The organism is Microcoleus sp. Pol7_A1, from assembly GCF_036701085.1.
GTDB classification, from domain to species: domain Bacteria; phylum Cyanobacteriota; class Cyanobacteriia; order Cyanobacteriales; family Microcoleaceae; genus Microcoleus; species Microcoleus asticus.
Genome location: NZ_JAUBQD010000061.1, coordinates 17,079 through 39,245 on the forward strand (window position 1 = coordinate 17,079; position 22,167 = coordinate 39,245).

Annotated in this window: 16 protein-coding genes; 5 read left to right on the forward strand and 11 right to left on the reverse strand. The window is 46.2% G+C overall.

Features of this window, described 5'->3' with window-relative positions:
• Nucleotides 1-135 precede the first annotated feature (135 nt).
• Nucleotides 136-1,296: an IS200/IS605 family element RNA-guided endonuclease TnpB gene (tnpB, locus tag QUA20_RS25670; RefSeq protein ID WP_333192335.1), complete on the forward strand. Its 1,161-nt coding sequence runs from the start codon at nucleotides 136-138 to the stop codon at nucleotides 1,294-1,296.
• A 98-nt stretch (nucleotides 1,297-1,394) separates the two neighbouring features.
• Here tnpB and QUA20_RS25675 read toward each other — a convergent pair whose 3' ends face one another.
• The gene (locus QUA20_RS25675; RefSeq protein WP_333192338.1) at nucleotides 1,395-2,471 is read right to left on the reverse strand and encodes a septal ring lytic transglycosylase RlpA family protein; all 1,077 of its coding nucleotides are present in this window, start codon (nucleotides 2,469-2,471) and stop codon (nucleotides 1,395-1,397) included.
• Nucleotides 2,472-2,963: 492 nt separating this feature from the next.
• On the opposite strand from QUA20_RS25675, the gene purM reads away from it, so the two are divergent.
• Nucleotides 2,964-3,992 carry a phosphoribosylformylglycinamidine cyclo-ligase gene (gene purM, locus QUA20_RS25680; RefSeq protein ID WP_333192341.1) on the forward strand — a complete coding sequence of 343 codons (1,029 nt, stop codon included), beginning with the start codon at nucleotides 2,964-2,966 and terminating at the stop codon, nucleotides 3,990-3,992.
• A gap of 197 nt (nucleotides 3,993-4,189) precedes the next feature.
• On the opposite strand, the gene QUA20_RS32165 is transcribed toward purM, so the two are convergent.
• Nucleotides 4,190-4,507, reverse strand: coding sequence for a hypothetical protein (locus QUA20_RS32165; RefSeq protein WP_445304716.1), 318 nt, complete (start codon nucleotides 4,505-4,507; stop codon nucleotides 4,190-4,192).
• Nucleotides 4,508-4,785: 278 nt separating this feature from the next.
• On the opposite strand from QUA20_RS32165, the gene QUA20_RS25690 reads away from it, so the two are divergent.
• Both QUA20_RS25690 and QUA20_RS25695 read left to right on the forward strand, forming a co-directional pair.
• Nucleotides 4,786-6,249, forward strand: a complete 1,464-nt coding sequence (locus QUA20_RS25690) for an ABC transporter substrate-binding protein/permease (protein WP_333192343.1) — start codon at nucleotides 4,786-4,788, stop codon at nucleotides 6,247-6,249.
• A complete protein-coding gene (locus tag QUA20_RS25695; RefSeq protein ID WP_333192345.1) occupies nucleotides 6,215-6,964 on the forward strand; it encodes an amino acid ABC transporter ATP-binding protein in 750 nt (249 codons plus the stop codon). The genes QUA20_RS25690 and QUA20_RS25695 overlap by 35 nt, the downstream gene beginning before the upstream one ends.
• A gap of 147 nt (nucleotides 6,965-7,111) precedes the next feature.
• On the opposite strand, the gene QUA20_RS25700 is transcribed toward QUA20_RS25695, so the two are convergent.
• From QUA20_RS25700 to QUA20_RS25715, 4 genes are all read right to left on the reverse strand, one after another.
• A complete protein-coding gene (locus tag QUA20_RS25700) occupies nucleotides 7,112-7,837 on the reverse strand; it encodes a hypothetical protein (RefSeq protein ID WP_333192347.1) in 726 nt (241 codons plus the stop codon).
• An 18-nt stretch (nucleotides 7,838-7,855) separates the two neighbouring features.
• On the reverse strand, nucleotides 7,856-9,163 hold the full coding sequence (locus QUA20_RS25705) for a glutathionylspermidine synthase family protein (RefSeq protein ID WP_333192348.1): 1,308 nt from the start codon (nucleotides 9,161-9,163) through the stop codon (nucleotides 7,856-7,858).
• Between the two features lie 273 nt (nucleotides 9,164-9,436).
• Nucleotides 9,437-10,090 carry a DUF1190 domain-containing protein gene (locus QUA20_RS25710; RefSeq protein WP_333192349.1) on the reverse strand — a complete coding sequence of 218 codons (654 nt, stop codon included), beginning with the start codon at nucleotides 10,088-10,090 and terminating at the stop codon, nucleotides 9,437-9,439.
• Nucleotides 10,091-10,310: 220 nt separating this feature from the next.
• Nucleotides 10,311-11,366, reverse strand: coding sequence for a UPF0104 family protein (locus QUA20_RS25715; protein ID WP_333192350.1), 1,056 nt, complete (start codon nucleotides 11,364-11,366; stop codon nucleotides 10,311-10,313).
• Nucleotides 11,367-11,596: 230 nt separating this feature from the next.
• On the opposite strand from QUA20_RS25715, the gene QUA20_RS25720 reads away from it, so the two are divergent.
• Nucleotides 11,597-13,642 (forward strand): S8 family serine peptidase, encoded by a 2,046-nt coding sequence (locus QUA20_RS25720; RefSeq protein WP_333192351.1) that lies wholly within the window; start codon nucleotides 11,597-11,599, stop codon nucleotides 13,640-13,642.
• A 130-nt stretch (nucleotides 13,643-13,772) separates the two neighbouring features.
• Here QUA20_RS25720 and QUA20_RS25725 read toward each other — a convergent pair whose 3' ends face one another.
• The 5 genes from QUA20_RS25725 to QUA20_RS25745 form a co-directional block, all read right to left on the reverse strand.
• On the reverse strand, nucleotides 13,773-14,252 hold the full coding sequence (locus QUA20_RS25725) for a hypothetical protein (RefSeq protein WP_333192353.1): 480 nt from the start codon (nucleotides 14,250-14,252) through the stop codon (nucleotides 13,773-13,775).
• A 152-nt stretch (nucleotides 14,253-14,404) separates the two neighbouring features.
• Complete coding sequence (locus QUA20_RS25730) at nucleotides 14,405-16,078, reverse strand: glycosyltransferase family 39 protein (RefSeq protein WP_333192355.1); 1,674 nt, start codon at nucleotides 16,076-16,078, stop codon at nucleotides 14,405-14,407.
• 123 nt (nucleotides 16,079-16,201) lie between these two features.
• Nucleotides 16,202-19,177 (reverse strand): L-glutamate gamma-semialdehyde dehydrogenase, encoded by a 2,976-nt coding sequence (gene pruA / locus QUA20_RS25735; protein WP_333192357.1) that lies wholly within the window; start codon nucleotides 19,175-19,177, stop codon nucleotides 16,202-16,204.
• A gap of 84 nt (nucleotides 19,178-19,261) precedes the next feature.
• On the reverse strand, nucleotides 19,262-20,185 hold the full coding sequence (locus QUA20_RS25740) for a hypothetical protein (RefSeq protein ID WP_333192359.1): 924 nt from the start codon (nucleotides 20,183-20,185) through the stop codon (nucleotides 19,262-19,264).
• A gap of 199 nt (nucleotides 20,186-20,384) precedes the next feature.
• The coding region (locus tag QUA20_RS25745) for a protein-arginine deiminase family protein (protein ID WP_333192362.1) at nucleotides 20,385-22,167 on the reverse strand (1,783 nt) is incomplete at its 5' end.

Here is a 22,167-nt window from a genome sequence, read left to right on the forward strand (position 1 = left end):
AGAGAGCGGGACTATGGCTGCGAATGCAAGATGTGAGTTTTATCGAAAAATTGGGTTTAAAACCTCCCCCTTCTAGGGGGACTTTACTTTTGTTTCATTTTATGTTACCATAGCAAGTATAGTTTGGTAAGTGCTATGTTAAAAGCCTGCAAGTACAGAATCTATCCGACTCAAGAGCAATCTATATTGCTTGCTAAGTCGTTTGGATGTGTACGGTGGTTTTACAATTTTGCGCTTAACCTAACCAGTGAAACTTACAAAGCAACAGGTAAGGGTTTAAGTCGAAACGACATCATTAATTTGTTACCTTCGCTGAAAAAAGAATATGAATGGTTAACAGAACCACCTTCACAATGTTTACAGCAAGTAGCATTGGATTTGTCTAGTGGTTTTTTGAACTTTTTTGAGAAACGGGCTAAATACCCAAATTTCAAGAAAAAGGGACAAAAGCAATCTATCCGATTCCCACAAGGAATTAAATTAGATGGCGACTATCTCACGTTGCCAAAACTAGGTAAGGTTTACTGCAAAGTATCTCGATTGCTCGAAGGAAAGTTAAAATCTGTTACCGTATCGCTAAATCCATCAGGTGAATACTACGCCGCTTGTCTCTACGATGATGGTAAAGATAAGCCTGTTTCATCGTCCGAGGGAAAAGCTATTGGTGTAGACATGGGGATAAATCATTATGCCATTACGTCCGACGGGACTAAGCATGGCAACCCCAAATATTACCGTAAATATGAAGTTAAACTAGCCAAGAGACAAAAGCAACTTAGTCGCAAACAAAAAGGGTCTAGGAATCGTAACAAAGCACGGATTAAAGTTGCTAAAGTGCATGAAAAAATCACCAGATGTCGTGAAGATTTTCTCCAAAAACTAAGTCGTAAATTAGTTGACGAAAACCAAGTCCTAGTGGTAGAAAATCTGGCAGTTAGAAACATGGTAAAAAATTCCAAACTAGCTAAATCAATCAGTGATGCTGGATGGGGTCAATTTTGCACCATGTTGAAGTACAAGTCAGAGTGGGAGGGAAGAATCTACATCGAAATCGATAGATTTTTTCCCAGTTCAAAAACTTGTAGTAACTGCTTACATCAACTAGATAACCTGAGTTTAGATATTCGTAGCTGGCAATGTCCCAAATGTCAAAGGGTACATGACAGAGACATTAACGCCGCCATGAATATCCGCGAGGAAGGTTTACGACTTTTGGCGGGAGGGCATCTCGCTAACGCTTCCAGACAACGTGTAAGACCATCTAAAGGCACTGCTTTTAGAGGCAACGTTGGATGAAGGAAGAATCTCCGCCGTTTTACGGCGGGGAGTTGTCAATCTAGTTTCTGCCTTCTACACTTCGGATAACTTTAATCTATTCTGCCTTAGAGTACCCTTCAGCGTCCAACTGTTGTTTGCTGCTGCGGTTCGATCACTTCGATTTCCACTCTAGCAACGCCGCTGCTCATCATTCCCAGCACGCTGGCGGCGCCGGCGGACAAGTCAATGAGCCGATCGCCCACATAGGGGCCGCGGTCATTAATGCGGACGACGACGGTGCGGCCGTTGTCGAGGTTTCTCACCATGACTCTAGTTCCGAAGGGCAAGTGGCGGTGGGCTGCGGTCAAATCATTTTGATTGAAACGCTCGCCGCTGGCGCTGAGGTTGCCGTCAAATCCCGGGCCGTACCAGGAAGCCCAGCCGCTGAGGCGCACTTGAACTGGGCCCAGAGACAGCACGGGGGATTCTGGCTGGGGTTTGCCTGCGACTTCTTGCAGGGGTGGGGCGTTGCCCAGAAGGCGGCGGAGGCGATTGGTTGCTTGCAGGGCGTCTCGGCTAAAGTTGCTGGTGGTGTCCGGGAGGATGGTTTCGGCGTTGATGTTTACCAAGTCCTCACCGTTTGCCTGGATAATGTAGCGATCGCCTTTTTCCCACTTAACGGTAATGCTGTTCGGATCGATGTTGTTGCGGGCTAGCTGGTTGAGTCTTGCTGCTAAGCTCGATGCCCGCCACACGGGATCGGGTTCTTGGGTGCGGTCGTTGCTGGCAATGTTTCCAACTTTGGGATTTTCTTTGGCGCCCGCTACTTGCATCTGACTGCTAGCACTGGCTTTGCTGTCGCCAGTTTCTCTCAAAAGCGTGTTTTTTTCCGGACTGGCGTTCACAAAGGTGATGACTGGAATGTTTCGCACGTAGACTGTCGCTGCTTGTCGCCCGCCTAAGTCGTGGGGCTGAATTTTGGCGATCGAGTCTCGGTCAATGTCAGCTCTTGCTTGGTACTGATACTGTCCGACTTTTTGTGCTTCAACCTGAGTCGCGTTTAACTGCGGGGACGGTTCGGTGGAAATTACTTGCTTAGAAGCCTGAGAGTTTTGCTTGCCGGCACCTGTTGCTTGTGCGTGACAAGAGGATGCCGTTCCTACCACAGGAACTAACAGGACAGCGAGTAGAGCACCAACAAATTTTTCCTTCATACGTCCATTTTTGTGAAGAGCCATTGCCAACCGAGATTGGAGGATTGGCCGTTTGGCGGCGGGCGTCAAGGATTTCTCTCTTGCCCTTCGCCATTCCCCCGTGAGTCAAAGCAAAGTATCGGGGTGCGTTTTTGCTTTAATGCTTCAGCCCCAAATAAATTTGGCTGAAATTTCCCTGACACTTGACAACTCATACTCGATTCGCAATTTGTGTTTTGTTCACGAACTGCAACAGACTACCACAAACTTTTGCGGTTGGGGATCGCTGCGATCGCGATTTTCACCAAATCTTCATTAAATTTTCTCAGAACTCTCTATCATAAAATCCTTTAGTTCTAGTGCTTACAGCCGTTTCAGCCATTCCTGAAAAATTTACAAAAATTTACACAAATTTATTGTTTTTTGTGGGCTGCCAAATGGCTAGTGTGAAAAAAGCTGTTTGTCAACTGTTATCGGAATAAACTAAAAATTAGAAATCGATTTGGCGGACTTATGGATTATCGAGAAGCAGGTGTGGATGTTGAGGCGGGCAGAGCTTTTGTCTCGCGCATCGGGAGTATGGTCAAGAGCACGCACCGATCGGGTGTTTTGGGCGGATTCGGCGGGTTTAGCGGTTTTTTCAGCGTCCCGGAGGGTTTAAAAGAGCCGGTGATGGTTTCGGGTACTGATGGCGTTGGGACTAAGTTGAAATTAGCCCACAATCTCGATCGGCACGACACGGTAGGTATCGACTTGGTGGCGATGTGCGTCAACGACGTGCTGACATCCGGGGCCGAACCCCTCTTTTTTCTCGATTATTTAGCGACGGGAAAGTTAAATCCCGAACAATTAGCTGCGGTGGTTGCCGGGATTGCTGACGGTTGCAAGCAAGCGGGCTGTGCTTTGCTCGGAGGGGAAACGGCAGAAATGCCCGGTTTTTACCAAGCGGGAGAGTACGATTTGGCGGGGTTTTGCGTGGGAATTGTCGAAAAGAGCAAATTGTTGGACGGTTCGCGGGTGCGGGTGGGAGATTTGGCTGTGGGGCTGGCGAGTTCGGGCGTGCACAGCAACGGTTTTAGTTTGGTGAGAAAAATTGCGGGCGATTGGGGTTTTGATTGGCATTCCCAACCCGAACAGTTAGGTGGCAAAAGTTTAGGAGAAGTGCTGTTAACTCCGACTACAATTTATGTTAAACCAGTCCTCGAAGCAATTAAGAGCGGTTTAGAAATTCACGGCATGGCTCACATTACGGGCGGCGGTTTGCCAGAAAATTTGCCCCGCTGTTTGGGAGCAAATCAATCTGTGAAAATTGACAGCAATAGCTGGCCAAATTTGCCGATTTTCCAGTGGATTGCTGAAGCCGGGCAAGTTGCAACAGCAGATATGTTCAATACTTTTAATATGGGGATTGGGTTTGTGCTGTTGGTCGATCCCAGGGAAGTAGAACAGGCTGTTAAATGGTTTGAATCTCAGGGAATTGGTGCTTGGGCGATCGGCGAAGTAATTGAGGGGAACGGAGAATTGATAATGGGCTTCGATTAATTTTAATTGAATGAATCTAAAAAAAAATCTTTTTTTTTTAGGGTTAAAAGCTTGACTCTAAGCATTCAATAAAGTACAATTAAATAATGGAAGTGGTAGCAAAATTTAAATTTAAGGTACTACTTCCATTATCTAAAATATACCACAATAATTCCCAAAAAGTCAATAGGTAATAGTTTCTTTTTAGGGCGGATTTTTCAACAATATTTTAAGAAACTCAGTTTATTGAACAATACCTTCACCAACTTTAGTTTGTATTCGTGACTTTTAATATGGGCATTGAGTTTGTGGTGTTGGCCGATCGCCCAAAAGTAGAACAGGCTGTTAAATAAGCTGTGGGTGATGACAAAACTACTGGCAACTTGGGCTATTGGGTGCGGTTGAATTTCGATACTAGCTTTACTGGAACTGATCGTTTGAGAACGCGGTTGCAAGCAAGAAACAACGCTCGGTACGATCGCCCTACCGCCACTCCCATGACTCGCACCAACTTTGACGGGGATAGTGGTTTTCAAATCACCCTCGATAAACAATGTTAAAAGTTGTGCATTGCGGAGATTTTTTAAATATAAGTTAGTGGCACAATTATCTATCTTTAGCCCTGGGCGCATTAATACATTTATAACCGGGTTTGTTACCCTTGTTCAAGGCTAATTATGCAGTTTGTTTGTCCATCAAACCCGGTTTATGGCAACCCATGCCTCCAGGAGTATATCTTCCTTTACAATGGTGATTTGATTCCGATTTGTGGTATATTTTCTGGGCGAGGGGATTTTTGAGGACAATGTTCGATATGAAACGTTTAAAATTAAAATCAATCCTGGCGGCGGCGATCGCGATCGCCTTTTGCTTAATTGCGATCGCCAGCTACGCCCAAGCCAACAAAACTTTAACACTCGCGACTTCCCCAGACTACCCGCCCTATGAATTTAAAGATACGGCTGTTAGCGGCAACGAAATCATCGGTTTTGACATCGAAATTGCCAAATATATTACTAAAGAATTGGGGTACGAGCTGAAAGTAATTGGCATGGATTTTAACGGCTTAATTCCCGCTTTGCAGGCGGGAAGAGCCGATTTTGTGATGGCTGGAATGACTCCCACAGCAGAAAGGAAAAAAAATGTTAATTTTTCTGACCTTTACTACGAAGCTCAAAATACAATTGTCGCCAATAAAGGCAGCAACTTGACCAAAGCTGAAGATTTAGCGGGGAAAAAAGTAGGCGTTCAACTCGGAAGCATTCAGCAGGAAGCTGTAAAAAAAATGGCCGGGGTGCAACTGGTTCCTCTCAATAGGATTCCTGACATCATTCAAGAAATTAAATCGAACCGCATCGCGGCGGGAGTGATCGAGGATACTGTTGCTACGGGTTATGCAGCAGCGAACCCGGACTTGGAATTTAACACAATCCCGAATACTGAAGAAAGCGGTTCGGCGATCGCCTTTGGCAAAGGTTCGAGATTAGTTCCAGAATTCAACCGAGTCCTCCAGCAAATGAAAGCCAGCGGTCAAATTAAGGAACTAGCTACTAAGTGGTTTTCTCGACCAATTCCGCAAGAAACTGATCAAGCAAATCAGCCTGCGGTAGCGCCCAAGTTCGGGTTAGATTTTGGCAAAATCTTGCCGAGTTTGCCTTATATTTTGTCCGGGATTGGGGTAACGCTAACTTTTACCTTGCTGTCGGCATTTCTCGGATTTATCTGGGGAATCGTCCTGTCTCTGTTTAAGATTTCTAGCATTAAACCGCTGTTCTGGTTTGCCGCTGCTTACACCTCTATTTTTCGAGGAACGCCGCTAATATTGCAGTTAACTTTAGTTTATTTTGCAACGCCGCAGCTTACGGGCTATGATATATCGGCGCTGCAAGCTGGCGTGATTACTTTTTTCCTGAATTCTGGGGCTTATATTTCCGAAACAATCCGCGCGGGAATTCAAGCCGTAGATAAAGGTCAAAAAGAAGCTGCCGAATCGCTTGGTGTTCCCTACAAACTGATGATGGGCGATATTATCTTGCCGCAAGCTTTGAAAAATATTTTGCCTGCATTGGTGAATGAAAGTATTGCTTTGCTAAAGGATTCAGCTTTAGTTTCAGTAATTGGCGTAGAAGACTTGCTGCGCCGCGCTACAATTGTCGGAGCAGAAAAGTATATTTACTTTGAACCTTTGATATTTGTCGGCGCAATTTATTATTTGATGGTGCTTAGTTTAACTTGGGGGGCCAATGTACTCGAACGCAGACTCCAAACTAGCAGTTAAGGTCGATCGCCTGTATAAATCTTTTGGCAATCTGAAGGTTTTGCGCGAGATAACTACTGAGATTCACAAAGGAGAAGTGATTGCCATTATCGGCCCTTCGGGGTGCGGGAAGTCTACTTTTTTGCGGTGTTTGAATTTACTGGAAGTTCCGACTTCTGGACACATATACATTGACGGGGTGGATATTACTTTGCCGAAGGCAGATATTATGAAAATCCGCCAGAAAGTGGGGATGGTTTTTCAGCATTTCCACTTGTTCCCGCACATGACTGTGCTGCAAAATGTGATGTATGCGCCTGTAAAGGTGAAGCAGGTGGCTAAGGATGAGGCGCGTCTGAAGGGGTTAGAATTGCTGGAAAAAGTGGGTTTGTCCGATAAGGCTGAGGTTTATCCTTCTAAGCTTTCGGGGGGACAAAAACAGCGGGTGGCGATCGCCCGCTGTTTGGCTATGGAACCGGAAATTTTGTTGATGGACGAACCGACTTCTGCACTCGATCCAGAAATGGTTAAAGAAGTGTTAGATGTGATGAAAGCTTTGACGAAAACGGGAATTACAATGGCAATTGTAACTCACGAAATGGGTTTTGCGCGGGAAGTCGCCCACCGGATTTTGTTTTTGGATGGCGGAAAGGTGGCGGAAGATGTGCCGCCGCAGGAGTTTTTTAGCAACCCGAAGTGCGATCGCGCTAAGCAATTTCTGGAAAAAATGCTTTAATTCATATAATAATTAGAATTTTTAACCGCAGAGGAGACAGAGTTAGAGGAGAAAGAGACAGTTGCTGTAGAGTGCGTCAGGTTGGAGATGCTCGATCGCCACGGAAAGTATAATAATGTTGATCCGATGATTAACTTGGTAATTCTGTTAGAAAAAGGAGAGAATTCTTTGAATAACCTGGGTATTAAAATCTTTCGGAAAGCGGTGTCTTTCCTGAGCGTGATCGAGAAAGAAAGTCTTGGGATAATAAGCAAGACCGGCTTCCATCTTGCTAATCTTTTCTAATAACGGTTCGATCCGATCGATTTTGTCGGGATGGCGATGTTGGATGAGAGTCGCAGCATTCCTAAAATGCCGCCCCTCATCCTGCGTGACCAAATGTCCTACGCGAGCAAAGCCGTTCCCATAGTGTTGGTAGAATTCCTTAATATCCCGGTGATAAGACCACACGGAACCCATTTCGTCAAACATTAAACCAACTAGAATGGTGAATTCGTTCTCAATCAGAAACGAGATCGGTTCGAGTTCATGCACCCGACTCTGGTTTTTTTGGTCGATCGCCTCTGGGGACAAACCTGATACCATGTGATAGACCTTACGTAGAGCAACGTAGTGCCGTAATTCGTCTTGCAGCCAAAGTTCGATCGCACTCATGAATTCTAACGAGAACTCCGAACTGCGAGATAGCAGGTGCTCGTAGAGTGGCTGACTGTCTCCCTCAGAGAACACATCTCGGCTCAGGAGATCCATAAATCCAGCCTGAATTGTAGGCGCGACTTCGGGAATTTTCAACTCATCGGCAATAAATTCATCTACACTCCACTCACTGCTAAGAATCGGAATTCCCCGGACATCATGAGTTTGTACTTTCATAGTTTTTCTGATTAGAAGTTAAGTATTCACCAGACGATCGCTCACGATATGCGGAACGATTAAGCAATGTCGTCCGGTGATCGGATTGGTATCTCCGCGCAATACGATGCCGGATGGAGTATCGCCGACAATCCAGGAACCTACGACGAAGTGGTAGCCAAAATATTCGGGCAAGGGTTGGTAGGACTGAATAATGAATCCTTCGCGATCGTAGCCCATCGTCTCGCGGGTATGAACGGCTCCGGCAACAAAATCGCCTGTTTCAATAGAAACCCCAACGCCTTCTAGACCGACGAGGGGCTTTTTGACGTGCATTTGGGTCAGTAATGCTGTGGATTCGAGCGAGATAGTATCTGTGAAGAAAGTGGGTAGCAAGAATTGAGCGTACACTGGGTGGTTGCCAAATAATTCCCACATCCACACCATCGATCCTTTATTGCTTAAAATCTGTTTCCACAGCGGTTCAATGATTTTCACGTCCCCTGCTATCAGGCGCGATGCTAGGGCTTCATCTGCGTTAAAGGATTGGCTGGCGAGTTGCAAATCCAGCCAATCGACGATTTTCCACAGCCGCATGATCCGATTATTGAATTGATCGACAAAAAATCCTTCTTCATCCACGCCCAGATGGTTGCGCAATCCTACAAGTTGGGTGAAAAAGCGATCGTTTCCCAATTCTTGATTAATAATTTCGACCAGTTGTCCTGCCATCTCGGTATCTTCTGACAGATGCTCGTCAATTAACAAGCTCAGGCCGAACTGCTTTAAATCATAATGACGACTTAGTGTGCGGAATCGACCCGCAACTTCGTCCCAAAAGTTGTTGAACTGATTGGCATCGTTGGGAAGCGATCGCAAATCTCGGCTTGGTTTTTTCATGTCATCTAACCACAGCCATTGATAGACTGTTTCTGCACCCAAGAGAGGAGTTTCGCCGTTGATTTCTAGAAGGCTAATTTTTCCATCTTCAGTGACGGCAAGATCGAAACGGGTATAAAGAGACATATCTTCTGCTTCGTCAACCCGATCCCACGAAACCTGAATTGCTTCCCAGAAAGCAGGGGGAATAGCGAGTTTTTTCATCCGATTTTCTAGACCATCAGCGGTGAAAAACCAGTCCAAAAACTCCCGACACATATCCCAAAGAGCCTCAGTAGCATCCCAGATCCTCGCCTCTTCCTGGCGCGAAAACATCACCCCAAAGGGACGGTGTAAGGCTTCTGCCCAGTAGCGCTGGTTGATGTCTGCAAGAGGCTGACATTGGTAGGCGTTATCTAATACGTGCTGCTGCCAGTTGCGTCGTCGCTGAAACAAAAAGGGATACATTGATCAAGCGCCTTGCTAGTGGTGTGGAACTCAAGGATCTACAAAAACAGACAAAAGAACTAGAGAAAAAATAGTTTTGGGATGAATCGGCGCTCAAAAATGCTTGCATCATATCTATTCCGGCTGCGCCGGAATGATATCAAATCCGCGCTTCATCGTCGGGCGTAAAGTCGAATCAAGCTGCCAACAAATCAGGAGCGCAATTTTCATTTTTTTGACTCACAGTCAACAGTCAACAGTCAACAATGATAAGGAGTGCAACCGGAATCGATGTCACTTGCCTCCGTCTCCCAAAGGAGCCGTGGAGCGGACAGCATTACCAAAGCTCCCTCGTCCCTTGATGGTTCCCTGAGCTGCGTGACCTGGGGGGCGATTTGGGGTGTCGCGACTGGAGGAAAAGTAGGGAGAATCTAGCGGTATGCCCTGTAGGGGACGAGTAATCAGGGTTCTCTCTGGAGTTACAATTCCGATGTTGGAGCGGTAAACGGGTTGCACTGGATAAACCGTGTAGGAGCCGCTGGAGCCGCCGTTGACCACTGTTGGAGGGGCATCATCATCGACATCATCGGTGAAATAGAAGCCGCCGAAGTCTGGTCGCCATCCGGGGGTAGCAACGCTGGAATTCGATACCTGCGAGCAAATGCTTGCTGTGTCTTCTTGGCATTCTGGCTGCGTGCGATACACGGGCGTAATGCGTTCGTATTCCTGCATTGCGTACCGGAACTGGGCCTGACACTGCTCTTTTGTGAACCCGTTGCTTTGGTTCGTCGCATCTACAATACATTGCTGTTCGGATTCGTAGTAGCGTACTTCGTTGGGTTGCTGCAACATGGTATAAGCAAGATAGCCTAATCCACTGATCCCCAGTACACCTGATGTAATTAGAAGGTAACGAATTGTTGTCGTTCTATTGTTGTTATGAGTCATGGCTAACCGGAGGTTAGAGTCATTATTTCAAAGAACCTGTAATGTTATGAATTGGCTGCCACTGAAATGATTGGATTTACACGGTCAGCCAAAATTCAAGTAATTTACCTAAGTCTGTGAGTTGGTACTCATGACTTGGATTATAGCTTTTACTACATTGCCCGATTCAGGGATTCCTCGATCGCAGCAAATTATATTCCTCAAATATTTTATTTCAAATTCACCTTTTTTTATTGTGCCGATCGCGCTGACGATCGAGCTTTGCCAAAGCAGCACCGGAAACATCCGCCAGAATGCTAATTATCCGATACAAAGCCACCGCACTCAGAATTATACCCGTAGAAAAGCGATCGGACAGCAGGGCGATCGCCGTTGCTTCAAATACTCCCATTCCCCCCGGTGCACCCGGTACGACTAAACCGACAACAAACGCAAAACAAAAAGCACCTAACAAGTTGGGAATATTGCTAAAGTTCACCGGAGTTAAAGCCGTTACAGTTAGCAAGAAACCACAGCCCCGCAATCCGATAAAACACATTTGTCCGATTAACGGCACTAAAGGATAGCGTTTTATTGGCAAATTAATTTTGCGGCGGGACTTGACCTTCGATGTTTTTTTAGCTATATTGGAAGTAGACTCTGTAGGAATATTTAGTGCCTCGCCCGCAGCCTCCCCAGTCTTAGAATTTTCCCCATTGTTCTTTGATAACTTCAACCGCTCTACAAACAGAACGATGGGATTTAAAATTCGGGGATGAATCGCCGTCAAAATAGCAGCACAACCGACAAGCCGCAACAACCAATTGAATTTGTCAAAACAAATCAACCCAATCAGCACGCCAGCAGAAGCCATCAGCAGCGGTTCCAGCAACACGCTGAGAGTAGCAGCTTTCGGAAAAATACCGGCCTTTTTTGCGTCCAATATTCGACCCCAAAAATGCCAAATATTTCCCGGTAAATACTTGGCAATATTAGTTTTGAGAAAAACTTGAATTGCCCACGCGGCAGTTACAGGTTGGCGGAATTCCCGCAAAATCAACATCCACACCCAGCCGACAAAAATTAGAGAAAATAAAGTGACGCCAAGGGCGATAGCCAGCAACGGAAAGCTTTCGGCTCGAATTTGGATATTCGCGACTTCTCGCCAGTGAGTTAAAAAAGCTTTGGCAATAAATAAAAACGTCCCGCCCAAAATCACATAGCGCAAATAAGGCTTTAAATGCGATTTCGCGAGATTTAAAAAATTCTGAATTCGATGCAAGTGTTGTTTTCCCATTTTCCGATCCCGATTTTGAATTTGGGATGACTGCTTTCTTAACCACTATTTCATATTTCAATACTCCAGACTGTTTTTTTTGAACGTTGGAAGCATTGATATTTCGTTCCCGCTTGAACTCTGGAACCCATATTTTCTCGTTTACCAGCACCTCATATCGAAATTTTGTCCCGACTATTGATATTTAAACTTTAAAATTTAGAGAGCTCGTATTTAAGGAGTATATTTTTATGGTCGGCCCGACTTCTGATGGTCTTTCGTATCTTTTAGACGATAGCCCCAATAGTTTAACTTTAACACCAGGCTTTTTGACTCCTTATCCTAACGGACTTTTTGCCCTCGAAGGCAACGATTTTATTGTGGGTGCGTCGGATGCCGATCGCATCAGCGGTGATAATGGTAACGATCGCATTCTCGGCGCTGGCAATTCCGATACCCTGTTCGGGGGTGCGGACAACGATTTGCTAAACGGCGGTGTCAACAGCGACATCCTGTTTGGCGATGCCGGCAGCGATACCTTGCAGGGAGGTAAGGGAGAGGACGGCCTCAACGGCGGCGGCGGCAGCGACGTTTTAGTGGGCGATGGGGGCAAAGATACGCTGACAGGGGGTTTGGGCCCAGATACCTTTGTCCTCCGCAGCAACTCCGCAGTCTCCGATCCGGCGGCAGCAGACATTATTACTGACTTTAACAGTTTTGTGGATTCGATCGGACTGACTGACAATCTTACCGAAGCTGACTTGATTCTCGAAGAAATCTCGATCGCCCCCGGTATTTCCAATACATTAATTAAAATTCGCCAATCCAATGCTATTTTAGGCTTGGTAGCCAACGCATCTCCACAAGACCTCGCCAATACATTCATCTCTGCAACTACCGTATTGGGGAACCAACTGGATCAAGCTCGCGATTTAGGCGTTTTGGCCGGCACTCAAACGATCGCAGACTCGGTTAGCAACGCCCGGCCAGACGGCCTTTACCGCTTTACTTTGCCTGCAACTAGCGACTTTAAATTAACTGTCAGCGGTTTGACGGCGGATGTTGACGTTGCTGTGATTAAAGATATCAACGGCGACAATTCTATTGACTTTACCGATATTATTGCTGCTTCTCAAGAACCGGATTTATCGCCGGAGTCGATCGACCTCAACGCTTTGGCAGCAGGCACTTACTTTGTCCGAGTTTATCAATACCAAGGCAGTACAAACTTTAACCTAAATCTGTCTGCAACTCCTGCAACTGTTTCTCCTAACAATCCGAGCAACTTGCAGGGTTTTGACTCTCGTTTTGGGTTCGGTTTGGTGAATGCAGCGGCAGCAGTTGCTAAAGCTCAAGGTACTGCAACTTTTCCTGATGTTCCCGACTTGGGCGGCGACGAGTGGGGCAGAGATTTAATTAAAGCTCCAGAAGTTTGGGTCCAGGGTTTTACTGGAGACGGAATTGTGGTGGCAGTTATCGACAGTGGAGTTGACTACAATCACCCGGATTTGACGGGGAATATTTGGAGCAATGCGGGAGAAAGCGGTGTTGACGTGGGCGGTCGCAATAAAGCTAGCAACGGGGTAGATGATGACAACAATGGCTTTGTTGACGATTTCCGAGGATGGGATTTTGTCAACAACGATAATGACCCGATGGATGATAACAGTCACGGCACTCATATCTCGGGTTTAGTTGCTGCAAAAAAAGATGGGGTTGGGATTACTGGCACGGCTCCAACTGCGAAGATTATGCCTGTGAAAATACTCGATCAGGAGGGGGTGGGGAAAATTAGGGATGAAATTAATGCGATTAATTATGCGGTGGCAAATGGAGCTAAGATAATTAATGTGAGTTTGGGCGGTCTCCAGTTGAATGAAGAAGAATTGGATGCTATTCGAGTCGCTGAAGCTCAAGGGGCGATCGTGATTTCGGCGGCGGGAAATGATGCTCGCCCGGAGGTGGATTATCCGGCTCGGTTTGCCAATGAGGTAGGAATTGCTGTCGGTGGTGTTAGCCGGAACGGCTTGTTTGCAGATTATTCTAACCGGGCGGGTGCGCAGGCAATTAATTATTTTGTTGCTCCGGGCGGCGACGGTGGCAGGGCTGATTCTGGTGACGTTTATTCAACTGTGCCGCTTTCTGAACCGGGGATTCCCTATCAATATTTTGCGGGTACTTCAATGGCTGTGCCGCAGGTAGCTGGGGTGATAGCTTTGATGTTGCAAGCTAATCCGAATCTGACTCCTGCTGAAATTAAGAGGATTCTTGCGGAAACTGCCAATCGAGCTGTTTGAATTTGATTTTGTGCGATCGATCTACAATCCTCAATCTTATACCAATTATTCACTTAGGGACACGCAATGCCGTGTCCTACTCCCAGCGTCGGACACGGCATTGCCGTGTCCCTACTTTTGGGAATTGGTATTAAAAATTGGCGGCGTAACTTAAGTCAAATTGGCGGCACAGAGTGATGCAGCAGTAGTTTGGTCGATCGAATACTAAATCGTAATTCATCTCGCCGTCTATTTTGGTGATGGGCTGCTTTAAGGGGATGCCCTGAATGTCGTATTGGCGGCGTTCTAAGGCACTCCATTCGATAATTTTGATGTCGATTTGGTTTTGCAACTCAGTTGCGATCAGATATAGTTGCATCTTGTCTTCAACTTTCCCTGTCAGGGGGATTTTTATTAACACTGACTGAGTGACGATGGGTTTTTGGTCGTTGGGATGTTTCTGGGTGTGGCAGCTTTTGAGTTCTATATCATAAGGTTCTACCTTGAATTTCTCTCCGCTGGCGATCGCAGATGAGTGCAAATCTTTCAGGCACTTTTCTAGGTGAGGAATTAGCCCTAAGTCTGGATCGCACAGCAGTTTACGAATATTCGAGGTTTCAGTGACTGTCATTGTAGATTTTTTATGTTATTTTTTGCTTCTTAACTTCTAGCTTAACGCGAAAAACAACCCTATTGAACTATACTTGCGACATACTTCCAAAAACCCCTTTTCTGGGCAGTATGTCTCGGTGAATAAGACATTTTTTGCCTTAATTTTGTAGGTTATTTTTTGGTAATTTTCCAGAGTTTGAGGTCAACATTAGCGTCAGCCGGATCTATTTGATAGTTTTGTTGCTGAATTGCCGATCGCAAAGTTGAGGACGGTCTGTATAAAAACAAATCGTTGAAACCATCGGGAATTTTCGAGGGTTGCGGTTTTTTAAGTGCCAATTTTCGATTTTTGTAGCAAGAAGTGTAACAGCGGGGTTCTATTAGCAGTTTTACTTTTGGTTCTAGGTGATAACTTAAAGGCATCATATATGCGATCGGGGCATCGCTGATAATTAGGGGATTGCTGGCTTGATTTACAGTCTCAGCTACTTGTAATTCGGCTCGAAGCCAGCCGCTGCCTTTATTCCACCAAGTCTCTCTTTGAGAACTAACTCCACCGGATATAAGACCTGCGGCAAACAGTGCAACTATAACTATTCTCCACAGTTTTTGCTGTTTGAAGTTATCCAAATTGTTACTAATTTTCGCAGACAGCAGGTAAGCCACTGCTAGCTGAATTCCCACATAACAAGGAACTAAATATCGCGGATTTGCCGATCGCCTCCCACCTTTCATTATATCAGGTACTGCTAAAAACAAAGCTGTTGTTGCAATTAATAACAATACTATCAACCACACTCGCTTTGGTGTATGTCGGCACAGAAAATAAAGGGCATAGCCGACTAAACCTAAAATCATTATGCCAACGGGAATTAGCAAGGCTAGTTGTGTGGCGTTGGCAGTTCCATCAATGCCAATATCAAAAAATGCTATGGTGACGGAACCAATCCACCTGCTGACTAATCTTAAGAAATTTGTCTGTTCTGCCCATGCTGTTGTGCTTCTAATTTGATTGAAGTTTTCTACAGTATTTATGAGGGAAGGCATGAAGCCGATTAAGGCGATTAAAGCTGCTACATAATAGGCAATGAATGTTTTAACATCGCGCCAGTTGGCAATGACTGCGACATAGATTGCGTGGGCGGCGGCGACGCAGACAAATAACAAGTGGGTGTACAATCCCAGTGTTGCTGTGCCTGCATAAAGCGCCCAGGAAAGAACGAGGGCGACAGGATTTTGATTTTCGTCAGGGCGCATTGCTCGCAGCAAGGCTGCACTGGATAAAATAGTAGTTACTGTCCACAAACTGTACTGTCTTGCTTCTTGGGCAAACAAGATGTGGTAGGGAGAAATTGCGAAAATGGCGATCGCCATCCACGCCACTGTTGAAGATTCAAATAACTCCCAAGCCAGCCAATAAATTGCGGGAAATACTAACAAGCTAAGGACGGCGGCCAAACTTCTCATTGCTGCAACGGAACTGCCGAACCACTGCGCCCAATATCGCGCTAGTACGTAATACAGCGGCGGGTGTTGGGGGTCTTCTGTTGCTAAAGAATTCAGGGTATCGCTTAAAGTTTTTTCGGAATTTATCTGCTGATATTTTTGTAAATCCGCAGGCGAGGTTATTTTCTGGTAGGAAATTTGTTTGATGATTTCTGCTTCGGTGTAGCCAGAAACTCTCAAAGAAGTATATGTTTCGTCGAGCCAGTAAAATTTGCGATCGAGATTGGCGAAGCGAAATAAAATACCGATGACCAATACGGCTATAATTAAAAATCGCAGCCACTTGTCAAGTGAAGGGTTTTGAAAATTTAGCCGATCGCGATCTTTCGTAGATTCCATTTTATAACTAGCTCATATCGCAGAAATTTTTTCTGTTATCCCACAGTAAGGTGCGCATTGCGCACCCTACCAACTTAACAGCCAAAGTGAGGACTTCAGTCCTCACTGCCAACAAAGGAATGATTAATCATCCACTCCTTCAATCGGTGCAAAACCCTGCCGCTGAATATTTTCAGTTATGGTACGGGGTTCCAGAAATTGCAGCAAATAATCCGGCCCGCCAGCTTTAGAACCAACTCCCGAAAGTTTGAATCCTCCGAAAGGTTGCCGCGATACCACAGCGCCGGTAATTCCGCGATTGATGTACAGATTTCCGACTTCAAAATCGGATGCGGCTCGATCGATATGCGAAGGCGTGCGAGAATACAATCCGCCGGTTAAAGCAAAATTCGTACCGTTAGCAATAACAATCGCTTCGCTGAAATTTTTTGCCCGAATCACCGACAAAACTGGGCCGAAAATTTCTTCTTGGGCGAGAGTTGCTGTCGGCGATACTTCCGTAACAATGACTGGGCCGACAAAATAACCGGTTTCCGGTGCGGGCATTTCTAAAGCTATCTTAGCTTCAGCGCGACCTTTTTCGATGTATTCGCGGATGCGCGAATGGGCATTTGCATCGATCACAGGGCCGACTTGAGTGCCAGGATTTTCTGCTGGGCCGACATTGAGCGATCGCGTCGCTTCTACCAATCTTGCCACAAAATTATCGTACACCGATTCGACTACAATTACTCGCGAACAAGCGGAACATTTTTGGCCGCTGTAGCCAAATGCCGAATAAACTACGCCTGCAACTGCTTGGTCTAAATCGGCACTTTCATCGACAATAATTGCATTCTTGCCGCCCATTTCCGCAATTACTCGTTTCAGGTGTTTTTGTCCAGGCTGCAAAATCGCAGCATCGGCATAAATCTGACAGCCAACTTCCTGAGAACCGGTGAAAGTAATCATGTGAACGTCGGGGTGTTTCACCATGTAAGCGCCGACGGTTGAACCTTTGCAAGGCACGTATTGAAATACGCCTTTGGGAATGCCAGCTTCTAGCAAAATTTCTGTGATTTTTGCTGCAATTACTGAGGAAACTTCCGCAGGTTTGAGCAAAGTACAATTCCCTGCCACCAGCGATGCAACAGTCATTCCCACAGGAATTGCGAGGGGGAAATTCCAAGGTGAAATGATTAAAGAAATGCCGCGCGGCTGATAGCTGTAGCGGTTGGTTTCTCCGGCTACGTCGTAATTTTTTCCTTGTTCCAACCGTTCCATTTCGTCGGCGTAGTAGCGGCAAAAATCAATAGCCTCGGAGACTTCGGCATCGCACTCTCTGACAGGTTTGCCGACTTCAAACACCATCCAAGCTGACAGTTCGTGCCGTCTTTGTTCCATCAACTCTGCGGCTTTGCGGAGGACGCCTGCCCGCTGTCTGACGGGGGTTTTTCGCCAACTGGTGGAGGCTGATTTTGCTGCTTCAAGGGCTTGTTTTGCCTGTTCTTCGGAAAGCAATCCGATTTTGCCGACTACTTCTGTGGGATTGGAAGGGTTGAGGGAATTGACTGTTGCTTCAGTATTTTGGTACTCGCCATCGATTAGAGGTAAATAGGTTTTACCTAAGTTGGCGCGCACTGATTTGATGGCTGTTTCTGCTTGTTGCCGCAATTTGGTATTGGCGTAGTCGGTATCGGCAACGTTGGGAAATACTTTGCTGTAAACTAGCTGGTCATTTCCGTTAGCAACTGGTGCGGCTAACAATTGTTCGATCGGCATTTCTTCGGAACTTTGCCGGATGAAAGAACTGTTGGCGGTATTTTCCAGCAAACGGCGGATCAAATAAGCCATTCCCGGCAGCAAATCGCCGTAGGGGCAGTAGACTCGGACGCGATAACCCCGATCGACCAAAAGCTTAGCCAATCTGTCGCCCATGCCGTACAGTACCTGCATTTCAAAGCGGCGGCGCGGGATGTTGAGAGTTTCGGCAATGGCGATCGCCCTCGCTTGCGATCGTACATTATGACTGCCAATAGCTGCATACAAATATTCGTGATTTTCGAGCAGCAACTGCGTCATCTGCTCGAAATTTGCATCTGTAGCAACTTTGTCATTGTAGACTGGCTGCGGCCAATCTTTCTGCATCGCTTTGATAGTTTCCTGATCCCAGTAAGCGCCTTTTACCAGACGCACTGTCACCGGATTTCCGCGTTTTTTTGCCCAGGAAATCAGGTTTCGCAAATCTTGGGCACTGTCGCGCAAATATGCTTGCAATGTAATTCCGATATCGGTGCGACTGCGAAACTCTTCTTCTAACAATAAGTCTTTGAGAATGCTCAGAGTCAAACTCTTGTAAGCATACTGTTCCATATCGAAATGAACGGCCGCTCCCAATTCCTTAGCGCGGCGCAGTAACAGGCGAATTCTCTCGCTTACTTTCTCCTCGCTACCTTTAGCATCCAAAGGGTCAAACTGAGAATAAAAAGCCGTTAACTTTACCGATACTTGCACTCGCGGCAGAGTTTCGCCGTCAGCTTTATCAATTGCATCTACCTGCGACCAATTCTTCGCTGCATTCGCCAGTTCCTCCATCAATTCCAAATAGCGGTTAAGATAACTTTGCGCCTCCGCTTCAGTAATGACAGCTTCCCCCAAAAGGTCAACTGTAAAACCCATTTTATCTTTGCGAAGTCGCTCTAAGGTTTTAATTACCTGCTTGATATTTTCCCCAGAAATATACTTGTGCGCCAAAGTTTCCACAGCAGGCGCAACCGTCGTCGCCGCCAATTGACCCGGAACCGAATCAGCGTTAGCAAAGTTGAGCAATTTTTTCAATGCTTCGGGCAATTCCACCTCTTGGGCGGTCAGGTATTCTTGCAGATGGCGGGCAATTTCCGGCCTGCTGCGGAGGGCAGGCAAACAGTCAATAAATCGAAACAACTGCACCCGCAGTCCGGGGCTGGCCATCGCCCAATCCATCAGTTTGTCGTCCCAGCGCATTTGGTCTTGGAGTTGACCGAAAAAAGAACGCTTTTTCTCTTGAGTTACCCGCAGTATTTCTTTGGCAATTTCCTGGGTTTTGGCTTCGTAGATGTTTTCAGATACTTGTGCGATCATTGGTAATAAGTAATTTGTAATTTGTAATTTGCTACAGGGGGACTTTATGTATTTTGTAACTGCCCCCTGATACAATTATAGTTGCTATTTGACTTCAATTTTAACTTGGTAGTTTGCTTGGCGATCGCCTGAAATTTCAATAGTATAATCGCCGCTACTGGTTAGTTGACCTTGCCACTGACCTGTGCTGTCAGCAGTACCTACATTTTCACCGTTAGGAGCAATAATTGCTGCGCTAACTTGACCTTCTTGAACATTTATTGTCATGCTTTGGCCGCTATTGCACTCCAGTAAGTAGCGCTTTGATATGTTGGCTCGCAAACTACTGCTCAGAATAGTTCCCGTAGCACCGGCTTGAAAGTTAACTCGCTCAGTTACAGGGGTTTCAACCGCAGCGGGAGAAGGAGAAGGAGAAGGAGAAGGAGAAGACGACGACGAGGGGGAAGCAAGTTGCGGAACGCCAGACACAGAGGGTATTTGAGTGGGACTGGGCGACGGAGGGATTGTGGCGGGCAGTCCTCTTCCAGGGGCAGGGGGAAGTCCGAGCCGGCGGTTGGCGGGCGCTGTTGCGACAGGCGGAGGGCTTTCGGGGAGGGGTACGTCAGCGGGTAGTTTGATTTGAAGGTTCGCTCTTTCCTGATACATTCTCCACGCTAGCAAACTGCCGAGACTAAGGACGGAACCGACTAACATTCCGCTGAGAAAAACTGCTAATATTTGCCACGAGCGAGCTGGTTTTGGTTCGGAGTTGGCAGTTGGAATTGTTGGAGGCGGATAACTTGCAAGTTGAGTTGTTTCCGGCGCGCTATCGGTGGCAATTGGAATTGTTTCGGCTTCGTCGATTGGCGCTGAAATATCTTCGGGCGCGGCAATTTCTGCGGGAGTTTCTGCTGATGCGGAAGTTGAATCCGCCCTGGCAATTTCACTGCGCTCGAACTCATCACTGGCAGTGGAAATTGTTTCCGGTTGCTGAGTCAAAATTTGTTTTTTTTCCTGTTCGTCGCTCATGGGGCTAAATTTATTTTACAAAGACCGCTTTTAGACATTTTACGTTACTGGTGCGATCGCCTGCACTGCACCAATACGGCACGGCTATTGACAAAATGCCGTCCATGTCGATCGAGAAATCTCTCTGCTGGGGCGATCGCAATTTACCAATTTTCCGTAAATATTGAGTACAAATTGCGATCGCAAATTACTACTGGGATCAATTATTAGGCAAAGACTGCCAAAAAGGTCGGTCTTCTGGCTTCCTCACAGTATTCGTCGCCGACTGCACGTTTCCTTTTAATTCTTGATAATACCTGTCATCCAGAAAACTAACGCTGACGCCAGCAGGAAGCAACAGTTGGCGCAATCTTTCCTGAGTGTAATCTACACCCTCAATCATTGGCCCGCGCGGATTTGAAACTAACAACTTGCCGTTAACTGGCACCGAATTCACCATATTTGGCCACCAAGCATAACCGCTGTAGCCAAACATCGCCGGAACTTGAATAATTTGGTCGTCTCGGAGTAAAAACTCTCTTTTCAACTTCTCTATAATCGGATTAAGTTTCTGATTTTGCAAATAGAGATTGTGTTGAATTAAAGCACGGTTTTTCAAGGCGGCGCTGACAGTTGTTTGAGTGCTCAAACCACGATTAATCGTCACATCGCCGTAACCTCTTCCCTCCAATTCTTCCAACAGCTTAACTCCTGCTTCTGGACTGGCGATCGCCATTACATATTGCCCGGGAGTTTGAGTGGGAATAAAATTGATAATTTCATCGACTTGGCGAGTCAAAAGCCAAGAAGTATCAATATCCACTGGCGGCCCTTGAATTCTCTGAGCTTGAATAAAATCAAGTACCTCTGGATTAAAACTAGCATTTCCGGAATTCCCATAATAAACTCGACCCATTGGGTGTCCGGGAATCGGCGGTGTCACCTGCAAATTGCCGTATCCGTCAGACCACTGACTTACAGGATCTAAAGAACGAGGATTCCCAATTTTAACTACTTTCAAATCCCGGTCTTGAGTTGATTTAATAGGCGGGTTTTTCTCTGGCTCGCTATTGCTTTTTAGGGCTACATTAAACAGGCGTACTTCCGATTGTTCGGGCAATTGAACGTAGCCGTTTTTCTGGGTATCTTGCATCCAAGTGCGATCGCCCTGGAGAATTTTCACTGTAGCGCCCGTGGGTTCTACTGCTTGTTTTAGTTGCGAGATAAATTCGCTGTTGACCGAGCCTCTGTCGCTGACCTGAACTTCGGTTACTGGTGCTGTATTGGGCGCTATCATCCAAGGACTAACGCCCATTTGGATTGTTGTGGAGGCGATTTCTTGGCCGTTGTTTTGGGCAGTTGCTTTGAGATTAACAGTGCCGTTCCAGTTGCGATCGGCAAATTGTTTGGCTTCCACACCTAAAACAATATTCGTGCTGAAAACTAGAGGTTTAGCGCCGGATATATCTACAGGTTGCCAGCCGTCGCCCGTCTTCTGGAAAACGCTGATGTGAGGGCTGGCAATGCTGTCAGCCGTGATAAATAACTGAGAGGTTTTGAAGTTTTCAGATAGTGTTAAGTTAACTTGAGAAAGCATTGCTGCACGGCGGGGAGCGCTAACTTTGGTTTGTTTCCAAGTCGGTATCTTGCCGCGATCGTTATTGCGATCGTTAAATAAAATTAGCGCGCCCTTGGACAAAGACCATTGTTCTTTTCCGGCGTCGTCTTGCTGGTTAATTTGGCCATCTCTGTTAGTATCTCCCACAAACAAAAAGTTCGACGGGGACGCAGCAGGCGTAACTGGGGCGGGAGTTGGTGTTGCAGTTGATTCAGGAGTTGGTTGAGGAGTTGCTTGCTGATTTCTCTCTAACTCTTGTCTTGCAAGTTCTTGTCTTTCAATTTCTTTACGGGCTAACTCTTGCCTTTCAAGTTCTTGTCTTTCAATTTCTTTACGGGCTAACTCTTGCCTTTCAAGTTCTTGTCTTTCAATTTCTTTACGGGCT